A 10,150-nucleotide genomic window follows, 5' to 3' on the forward strand; every position below is an offset into this window, starting at 1 on the left:
CGATAACGCCCCCCCTGACGAAAACACCACCCGCAGTAAGTCTGGTGATATTGCTGGGAGTGCAGCAGGAATCCGTTTCAGATGCGCCGGACTGGAAATAAGAACTGCAGGTCGATCACCAGCGCGATGTAACAGAGGCGATAGCTCTTCCAGAAATTCGATATGCCGCGCATGCATGACGCGTCCCGACGCCAAAGGCCACAGCACCTTAAACAACAATCCATAAATATGTTGATGCGACACAGTGGCAATCACGTCGGCGTCGCCAATGCGGTCGCCGAAGAGCGTTTCCAGCGTTGCTACTTCGCTGGCTAACTGAGAGACATTTTTCGCCACCGCATGCGGCGCACCAGTACTGCCGGAGGTATAAATGACGACGCCAGGAAAGGCCGGAGAAAGTGATTTAAATCCATAATCGAAACTAAAATCAGCGGTGTTCGCCTCCTGCAAAGGCAGCGCCAGAGGTGAATACTCTTGCGGAAATTCGCCCACAAAACCATCCACCGCATTGGCCAGATTGGCGCAGGTAGCGGGCAACACATCGCCCGGCAAATAAATGGTTTTATCCGCTTGCCACGCACCAAACAATGCGCAAGAAAATGCCGCACTATCGGTCAGATACAACGCAAAGCGTACCCCTGACTGACGCAAAAACAAGTCGCGCCAGATATTTACCTGTGCCAAAAAATACGCATGATCCAGTATTACGCCATCCCGCCATGCAAACGGGCGAGTCCTTTCAATACTGGATACGCCGCTTCTGAGTGGCGACAGCAGAGATAATAAATCGCAAAAATTAGACATTTTTCTGCAAGGATAATTGACGAAGATGACGGCGTTTAACAACGATTCTGACAAGATATTCGCCAGCAAACAAAACACCCATTGCGATATAAGCGACCACGCCGTTATAGATGCTCCACACCACCTGCGAGGCCCATAATGCGGTGATCAATGCCAGCGCACCGTTGATGACAAAAAAGCCACACCAAACCTGTGTCACCCGACGCATATACACGATTGCATAGGCGGGAAGCTTTGGATCGGTCAAGCGCGCCATGCGCTCAATAATCGATGGCGGTACTGCCAGGCTATAACCAAACGCGCACAACATGCCGATATTGACGATGACCGGATACAGTTTCAGCGGCAACAGCGCGTTGCTCCAGATCGCGATAGCAGCAAGCAGCAATACTGCAATGATCAACCAACGGCTTGCCTTACTCAGTTTCAGTGTCGGTAGCCTGATTACCGCAGCCAGTATTAATAGTAGTGCCAGCACACGCGGTGCAACCAGACCGTGGCCTAACCAGATTGCCAGCGGATAAGATAACGTGATGAGCACACTGAGCACTCTGAGCGCTGCCACGAAGGTTGGCGACATGCAAGACTCGCGTGAAAAAAAACGTTTTATTTTGTATCCTCGGCCAACAATACTGCCACGGCATCAACTACGTTCTGAACCGTACGGACTGCTTTAAAAACTTCTGGCTGCAAACGCTTGCCGGTGAACTGCTTAAGCTTTACCACCAGATCAACGGCATCAATGCTGTCGATATCAAGATCGGTATACAAGTTAGATTGTGGCGTCACGCTAGTCTTATCGATCTCAAACATATCGTGTAAAACGTCCACTACCCATAGGTAAATTTCATCTTTAGTCATTGCAATCGCAGCTGCATTATTCAAATTCGTCAAACCCGTCATCTCACACCTTATTTATTTCTGTTGCTGGAAATCATCGCAGCCAGTGCGCGTACCGAAGCAAAATGGTTGCGCGTTTCCGCTGAATCTGCTGGTAATGAAATGCCGTAGCGCTTCTGAATAGCCACCCCAAGTTCAAGCGCGTCAATCGAGTCCAGCCCAAGTCCATCGACAAACAAAGGCGCATCGGTTTCGATATCGGCCGGTGTAATATCTTCGAGCTGTAAGACATCAATGATGACTTGCTTCACCTCATCTTCAAGCTGCTCCATAACATGCACTTTCTTTTCTAAAATAATTCTGCAAATAAGCAGTTAAATGTCTTGCCGCCAACGTTTCGTGACCCTCACCACCAGCAGCAGCAACGAAGGCGTACACGTCGATATCTTCTTTTACTTCAATGCTGAAATATGGCGTCACCGGCGACACCTGCCACCATTTTTCGCCTTTTACCAGAGTCAGTGGAAAACAGCGGATGACTACCGGCGTCACGTTTGACAAATTGCGCACAGCAATGTTGGCCGCACCACGCTTGAGAATAATCGGCCCGTCTGTGCGCGTTCCCTCAGGGAAAATAATCAGATTGTTGCCGCGCCGCAAAGAGACAATGCAATCGTCCACCAAGTGAGCGCCGGAATCGTTACTGATATAGCCAGCCGCCTGCACCGCACCTCTGGTAAATGGATTTTTCAAGAGGCCGCTTTTGACAATACAATCAGCGCCCTTCACAAAAGCCATCAAAAATACGGTATCCATCAGGGTCGGATGATTGGCCAAAATGAGCAAGCCTTGCCGCTGCAATCGCTCCAAACCGGTAATGTCGTAGCGCAAAACACCCAGGCCACGCAGTAATCGAATGAATGCTTGAAACGCCACCAGAATCATTTGACGAACCAGTAACACCCTTGGTCGATGCTCTCTGACAAACATTCTCAACAATGGAAACACCACAAAACCCATCAGCAATCCCGCGCAACCAAAGAGCAAAAAACACAATCCGGTTGCAGCAACCCGCCAACAGCGGCTCAGTCTATTGAACATCGCAACGCCAGCTCCAACGACGATTCCCAACTACCCTATGCAATTCAGAATCTTGTCGTAGTTGAAAACGTAAGACATCAAGCCCGGCCGGTTGCTTCAATACCACTCCAGAGACGCCACATTCTTCGACAGAATGACTTATCTGATCCTCGTTCAGGGCCCAACTTAATGAGTAGGTATTGGCAGCATTTTTATCCATAGACTGAAGTAACCAGGCCCAGGCAAATGGCTGATCCTCACAATCCTGAAATGCACAAAACGCATCTGGCAATAAACCATCGTAGACCACCAGCAAAACCTTATCTGCGCCATCTGCAAGCAAACCGCAGGCTTCAATGACCGCGTGTTCGACGCCACTATCACCCGCAGACAGAGCACTATGATTAGCCTGATCCTGACGCGCAATCGATAACAAACCAGCGGTAGCGTTATGTACAGAGAGACTAAAAGCGGTGGGAGACAACGGCACTTCCTGCACCAGGTCTTGCAACAAAGCGACCGAGCGGACACATTCACCATGCCGCGAAGAAAACACGGACGGAACTGCATTGCGCTCTTCAGGCGATTTTTCAAGACAGCGATAAGCAACTTCCAATGCCATCTTGCCAATAAATCCGGCACGCCGCCGTAACATTGCTGGCATCGCCACTACCGGCGCATCGATCATGCCCTCAATTAAGAAAGGGCGACGCGCCCATGCGTGCCAGTCAGCGGCGGTCTCCAAACCGGGCGCCCATGCGGCCTGCGCTGCGATTGAAAATTGAATTGCGTTCATGGCTTGATCGCGGCTGATTTCATTGATTTTCCAACACCCATTGATCAATCAGATTCTATAAACGGCAACCAATTCAGGAAGTTAAACCGGCTTGATTCACATATTTTGCGCGGCATTATATCCTAAATGCCATGCCCAATCCGGACATCCCGAGGGGCTTACACTATCTTTTTAAAATGAAAAGGCAACACTTAATAAACGCCATTTTGTGCCACAGAGACGCGTGTAATCTTGTGTTTTCCAATCGAAATCACTGTCTTAATTATTCGACAATTCAAATCAAAAATCAAAGAAAACAACACAAAATTACATTACGGCAGTTGGACCGGCACGAGTGTGCATTTTTCCAGCTGTCTGGTAAGGCGCGAAAGACTAATTCTGTAAGGGGAGCCGGAAAAACAAGCAATCGAGCCCACCCCGCAGATGACTGTATCGATTGATGAAATAGTCAATTTAATCAATCACTTATCGGCAACTTGAAGCGAACAACTGTCATTATCAGGATTATCCTTTGCGCTTTGGATAACCCTCGGCAGTAATTCGCTCCCAAACCGTAGTCTTTTCTTCTTCGGTCATAAAAACCCAATGCGCGACTTCGTTCACCGTACGACCACAACCGCGACAGACATCATCGAAAGTGGTCGAACAAACAGCAACGCAAGGGGTATCGGGGCGTTCCCGGAGATAATCTGACATGCAAACCTTGCTAATAATAAATAGAGATGATGGCGGGAGAAATAGTAGAAGAAGTAGAAGATGACGATCAGATGAAATCTTGCTAAAAGAAAATATCAGCATCAAAAGATAGCTATCCATTTTCCTAAAGGATCAATTCTATAACAGGCAATAGTGCATGTATCTCAGAAAATTCTTAAGCTAGCAAACAAACAGGTTGCTGTGGCTACATGCGTCGCATGCCATTGTTGCCGCTCCTTGCCGTAGCGCGCTACGTCGTGTCGCAGCGCCCAGACACGTAACGCCTGCCGCGCGTTCGCGCTCCCAAATCATATGTGAACAGGCCCTAAAGCAGGCAAAACCAACTCAACGCCGCACCTCAACCGTATCGCTACTCCTGCGATGCAAGCCAGTCAACCAATCCCGCTGCGCAAAAACCTCTCGCTCGATCACCATCAATGCCGCCCTTTTATGCGGAAAATCAAATTCCCGCAAGTAAGCAAAACCGTATTGTTTTAAATAATCAATCATGCGCGCGTTGTCTGCCCGCGGCTCGCACACCACCGCCTGCGTGCGCGGATCATCGAGCATCACGTAATGCACCAGCGAACTCAGCCACGCCGCAATATAGTGTGGACCACGCGCCCACTCTTCACCCACCAGCATATGCAATCCACGATCGTAATCAGTGGCAGCATAAAAAGGCGCAATACGATCCTCTTTCGCCCAATACACCTCAAAATAACCGAATGGTTTATCGTCCAGACTACCGATCAATGGATGAATATGCGGGTCGGCTAATGCCGTGGCAATAAAAGCGCTGTGTTTATCGAGATCGCCGTCCTCCTCCCAAAACGCCGCCACCCGTGGATTATTCATCCAACGATGCACATGCTCCAGATCGGTATCTGGATTAATCCTGCGTAAGCTCAGCCACTGATCCAGCCAGGGAATAAAGCGGCGATACACCACCGCTGCCTCAGGTTGCGGCGGACGGCGCGGATGGCGTTTGCCGTTACTGATCAGGTAGGCCAGCGGATAACCGGCGCTTGAGCGGCCTTCGATCCATAAATCCGGCTGCTGCAAAAAACATTCGCGCTTCAATAAGGTATCACCGGCAAAGTCAGTCACCGCAAGACCGCTTTGCAAAAGCAAAGGCAAACACTGCTTATAGTCCGAAACATCCAGCTGTAACGTCGTCAGTGCTGCCTCTGCCCCAAACAACACATTGAGCGCGCCAAGCACCGACTGGCGCAGTGCCGTTGCATCCGATGCATTGAGTGCCGTCAACATAGCGCTGCGGATCACACCTTTGGATTCCCCTAACAACAATTGCAGCGTCAAACCACCATCGAGCCGCACAGAAAGCGTATTGCCATCCAATGCAACATGCAGATGCGGCCCATCCGTCATCTGCATCTCAAAACAGTTAACCGCCGCCTCATTGGCGAGCGCATGATTGATGTTCATATTATTTTCCTTATGTAATTTCAGCACGACGACATACCCTTCTCAACAGCAAATACAGCAGCAAATTCCGCAGCAAGTTCGGTAATAGTTTGATGAAGAAATAAATCAGCAACGCCAAGCGCCATACCCTGCCGACGTGCACCGGCGACGACCGCCAGAGCAAGCAGCGAAGAACCACCTAGCGCGAAGAAATTATCGTGACGACCAATAACAGTCACGCCTAACACCCGCATCCATAATTGCGTCATCGTCGCTTCCCATTGAGGATGCAATGACATCAAAGCCGGTGCAGGCAGATTTGTATCAGGGATATATTGTATCTTGGCAGCCAATCGCATCGGACCTGACGTAACAGCAAGCGCACTATCGGACGCCGCCACTAATGCAGCAAGCAAGCGTGGATAGTCATCCCGCAGCCCCTGTGCAAAATCCGCATCCACTCTGTCAACAGCATAAGAAAAAGCCCCACGCACAGCACCGTTTTGATCCTCTGCAACATCGAACTCAAGATCAAACACAACCTTGCGTCGCGGCACAAAAAACGCATCAATGTGAATGCCCGGCAAACCCGTAAAACTCTCCCTGTCAGGACGCATAAAGTTATACAGCACCTGAAACAAGGGGTTGCGACCGAGTTTGCGCTGCGGGCGCAACTCCTCCACCACGGCCCCGAACGACAATCCGGCATGCGCCTGCGCACCCAGCAAAGTCTCCCTGACCGCCTTGATGAGCGCCATAAAATCCAACCCCGGATCGATCCGCGCACGCAGCACTTGCGGATTCAAAAACAACCCGACCAGCGCCTCCGTTTCGACCCGATCCCGGTTTGCTGACAGAATCCCGATGCAATGATCAGCCTGCCCGGTATGCCGATAAAGCAAAGCATGGAAAGCAGCCTGTAGCAGCATCGACAAAGTCGCCCCACAATCTTGCGCAAGACTGCGTGCGCGACTGACCAGCCCGGCCTCTAAGGCAAACAACAATTGCTCCCCGCGCATACCCGGCAATCGGGGTGCATCGTCTGGCGCAGGCAATATCAACGCAGCAGCATCGTTTAACTGAGCACGCCAATAAGCGCGTTCAGCAGTATCGGTAACGTGATGCAGAGCAGACCCACGCTGCCAGTGCGCATAGTCTGCATAGGTGATCCCCAGCACAGGCAAGGCGACCATTGCGCCCTGCTGATGGCCACGATAAACCGCCATCAATTCATCAAATATCAGGCCACAACTCCAACCGTCGGCGACGATATGATGCATCGTCAACAGCAACACATGATCGTCCGGCGCGATCTGAATCAAGCGCACACGCAATAGCGGCCCTGTTTCCAGATTGAACGGTTGCATAGCCTCGGCCTCGCCCAACATGAGTGCAACCGCCTCCCGCTCGGCATGCGGCCAGCGCGAAAGCGCGACGATATCTATCGCCACTGATGCAGCCGCATCGATCAACTGCATGGCAACGCCATCATCCCCACACGGAAAGCTAGTACGCAACGCCGCATGCCGCGTCACCAACGCATCAAAAGCCGCCTGCAAAGCAGTCACATCAAACGCACCACGCCACCGACGGGCGCTGGCAATATTCCAGCCGCAGTCAGCAGGATCAAGCTGCCACAGCAACCACAAACCCTGCTGTGCAAACGACAGCGGCGCACGCGTAGTAGCGGTGCGGCGTGGAATCGGAATAAGCTCAGCGCGACGACCTTCACCCACAACCCGTGCCGCAAACTCGCCCAATACCGGCGTTTGAAACAGCATCCCCAGTGGCACAACCAGGTCCATCCGACTCCCGATGCGTGCACATATTTGCGTCGCCAGCAAAGAATGCCCGCCCAGTGCAAAAAAGTGATCATCGAGGCCAACGCGCTCCAGTTTCAACACTTCCGCCCAGATCGCCGCCAATGTGATTTCAGTTGAACTTTGCGGGGCGCGATAGACCTCATCGCCCTGTCCTTCCGATGTCGGCACAGGCAATGCGCGACGATCCAATTTGCCGTTGGCCGTCACCGGCATCTGCGCCAACACCAGCCATTGCGACGGCACCATGTAGTGCGGCAAGCGTTGCCCTAGTTGCTGCTTAAGGAGCAGCAGATCAACGCCATCGGCCACCAGATACGCCACCAATTGCGCATCCGCGCCCTCACCCTGCACCAGCACCGCCGCTTCACGCACGCCGGCACAGGCCAATAATTGCGCCTCGATCTCACCCGGCTCAATGCGCAAACCGCGCAATTTAACCTGATGATCCAGACGCCCCAGATAATCCACGCTACCGTCCGCACGCCAGCGCGCGCGGTCGCCGGTGCGATACAAGCGACCGCCTGCACTGAATGGATCGGGGATAAAACGCTCCGCCGTCATCGCGGCCCGGGCGTGATAACCCCGCGCCAACAACGGGCCACCTACATACAATTCGCCCGCCACGCCCAGCGGCAACGCATTGAGCGCCGCATCCAACACATATACCGAGCGAGCGCCCACGGGTGTACCAATCGGCAGATACGCGTTGTCCTGCCATTGCGCCGGATCGGTGTCGGCATCGGTGATCCACAACATCGGTGAGATCACCGTTTCAGTCGGCCCATAACCATTGATCAGCGTCGCCGGAGCAAAGACCCGGCGCACCATGTCAAAGTGCTCACAGGAGAGCGCCTCCCCACCAAACGCCAGCACCCGCAACTTGACCGGGCAGGCTTGCGCAGCTTCAGCCAATTGCACCAGATAACTCGGCGGAAACGCCGCCACCGTGACACCGTGGCGCGCCATCTGGTTGCAGGTTTGGACCGGACTCCACAAGACCGGATCGGTAATGATCAATCGTGCGCCAAACAGCAACGGCATCAACCAATATTCATGCGCCAGATCAAAATTGATCGATGCAAAATGCAGCACTCGATCGGTTGCACGCATCCGATAACGCTCACCGATTGCCTGACAATGACGCGCCAGCGGACCGTGCTCAACGGTCACCCCTTTCGGCTGACCAGTAGAACCGGAGGTATAAATCAGATAAGCGCTTTGCGCCGGATGAATCACCACATCGGGCGCAAGATCGCTCAGATCTGCACGATCATCGTCCACATACAACGTGGTCAACTCAGGCAAGCGCCCAGCCAGCTCCCGCTGCGTCACCAAACGCTGCACACCCGCATCAGCCACCATAAAAGCCAGCCGCTCTGCCAGATAACCGGGGTCCAGCGGCACAAACGTCCCGCCGCTTTTAAGAATCGCCAGCAAGCCAATGATCATCTCGGGCGAGCGTTCAATACTGATACCGACCCGTACCTCCGCACCGACCCCACTGGCAATCAACGCATGCGCTAACCGGTTGGCACGCAGTTCAAACTCGCCCCAACTCAGCGTGCGCTCGCCCTGAATAAGCGCGATGTCGCAAGCTTGCCACTGCGCCGCCAGCGCAACATGGATCGGTACAAAGGGAGCAAGCGGCATTCCCGCGGCAACGTTCCAGTGAGAAATCCGGGCCCGCTCAACCGGGCTAAGCAGCACCAATTGATCAAGCGCCAGATCAGCACTATGCGCAACCTGCTCCAACAGCGCCAGAAAATGCGCCGTCAGCCGCACTATCGTCGCCGCATCAAACAACTCCGATGCATACACAAAAGCCCCGAACAGCATACCGTCGGCACGTTCTTCGGTAGACAGCGTCAGATCAAACTTCGCCACCGGATTGCCTTCCGAAACTTCCTCGACTATCAACCCGCTCCACTGCGGCGTAGCGCCACGTTTCTGATGATTCGCCATGACTTGAAACAAGGGATGATGGCTAGCGCTACGCCCTTCTTGCAGCGCCTCCACCAATTGTTCAAACGGTAAATCCTGATGCGCCTCGGCCCCCAGCAGCGCCTCTTTCAGTTCTGACAGCAGCGCCGAAAACGCTTGCTGACCATGCGGGCAAGTCCGCACCACCAAGGTATTAATGAAGAAACCAATCAGCGCCTCGGTTTCCGCACGATGGCGTCCGGCGACAGGCACGCCTACCCGGATATCCCCCTGTCCGCTATAGCGATACAGCAACGCTTTAAAGCTGGCGAGCAGCACCATAAATAGCGTCACCCCCTGCTCTCTGGCCATGGCGCGCAAGCGTTCCGTCAACCCCGCAGAGACGTTAAAAGTATGGCGTGCGCCTTGTCCCGATAGCGTCGATGGCCGTGATCGATCGGTCGGCAAGTTCAGCGCAGGATGCGTCCCGCCCAAGGTTTTTTGCCACCAACAACGCTGCCGCTCTGCCTCCCCCGCCTCCAGCCAGCGACGCTGCCAGAGTGCAAAATCGGGATATTGAATCGGTAATGGTGCGCGCGAAGTCCAGTCTTCATCAGCATCGCTGCCTGCGCTGGCAGACTGCCGATACCCCTCAGCCAGTTCGCGCAACAGCACCCCGGACGACCAGCCGTCAGAGACAATATGATGCGCAGTGAGCAGCAATAAATGCTGATCGGTACTGCACCGCATCAACATCACTCGC

General features: G+C 53.3%; 9 protein-coding genes. All 9 read right to left on the reverse strand.

Going from position 1 to position 10,150, the window contains the following annotated elements:
* On the reverse strand, positions 1-684 hold a 684-nt coding region (locus ACVBEF_RS18905), incomplete at its 3' end, for an AMP-binding protein (RefSeq protein ID WP_447125469.1).
* A gap of 112 nt (positions 685-796) precedes the next feature.
* Positions 797-1,384: a hypothetical protein gene (locus ACVBEF_RS18910; RefSeq protein ID WP_447125470.1), complete on the reverse strand. Its 588-nt coding sequence runs from the start codon at positions 1,382-1,384 to the stop codon at positions 797-799.
* Positions 1,385-1,410: 26 nt separating this feature from the next.
* Positions 1,411-1,665: an acyl carrier protein gene (locus ACVBEF_RS18915; protein ID WP_447125471.1), complete on the reverse strand. Its 255-nt coding sequence runs from the start codon at positions 1,663-1,665 to the stop codon at positions 1,411-1,413.
* Between the two features lie 50 nt (positions 1,666-1,715).
* The gene (locus tag ACVBEF_RS18920) at positions 1,716-1,976 is read right to left on the reverse strand and encodes a phosphopantetheine-binding protein (RefSeq protein WP_447125472.1); all 261 of its coding nucleotides are present in this window, start codon (positions 1,974-1,976) and stop codon (positions 1,716-1,718) included.
* Positions 1,963-2,745, reverse strand: coding sequence for a lysophospholipid acyltransferase family protein (locus ACVBEF_RS18925; RefSeq protein WP_447125473.1), 783 nt, complete (start codon positions 2,743-2,745; stop codon positions 1,963-1,965). Before ACVBEF_RS18925 ends, ACVBEF_RS18920 begins: the two co-directional genes overlap by 14 nt.
* Positions 2,735-3,520: a beta-ketoacyl synthase chain length factor gene (locus ACVBEF_RS18930; RefSeq protein WP_447125474.1), complete on the reverse strand. Its 786-nt coding sequence runs from the start codon at positions 3,518-3,520 to the stop codon at positions 2,735-2,737. Before ACVBEF_RS18930 ends, ACVBEF_RS18925 begins: the two co-directional genes overlap by 11 nt.
* A gap of 504 nt (positions 3,521-4,024) precedes the next feature.
* Positions 4,025-4,216 carry a DUF1289 domain-containing protein gene (locus ACVBEF_RS18935; RefSeq protein WP_447125475.1) on the reverse strand — a complete coding sequence of 64 codons (192 nt, stop codon included), beginning with the start codon at positions 4,214-4,216 and terminating at the stop codon, positions 4,025-4,027.
* Positions 4,217-4,561: 345 nt separating this feature from the next.
* Complete coding sequence (locus ACVBEF_RS18940; protein ID WP_447125476.1) at positions 4,562-5,665, reverse strand: GNAT family N-acetyltransferase; 1,104 nt, start codon at positions 5,663-5,665, stop codon at positions 4,562-4,564.
* Between the two features lie 20 nt (positions 5,666-5,685).
* A complete protein-coding gene (locus ACVBEF_RS18945) occupies positions 5,686-10,137 on the reverse strand; it encodes an amino acid adenylation domain-containing protein (RefSeq protein ID WP_447125477.1) in 4,452 nt (1,483 codons plus the stop codon).
* Positions 10,138-10,150 lie beyond the last annotated feature (13 nt).

Source organism: Glaciimonas sp. GG7, from assembly GCF_052976905.1.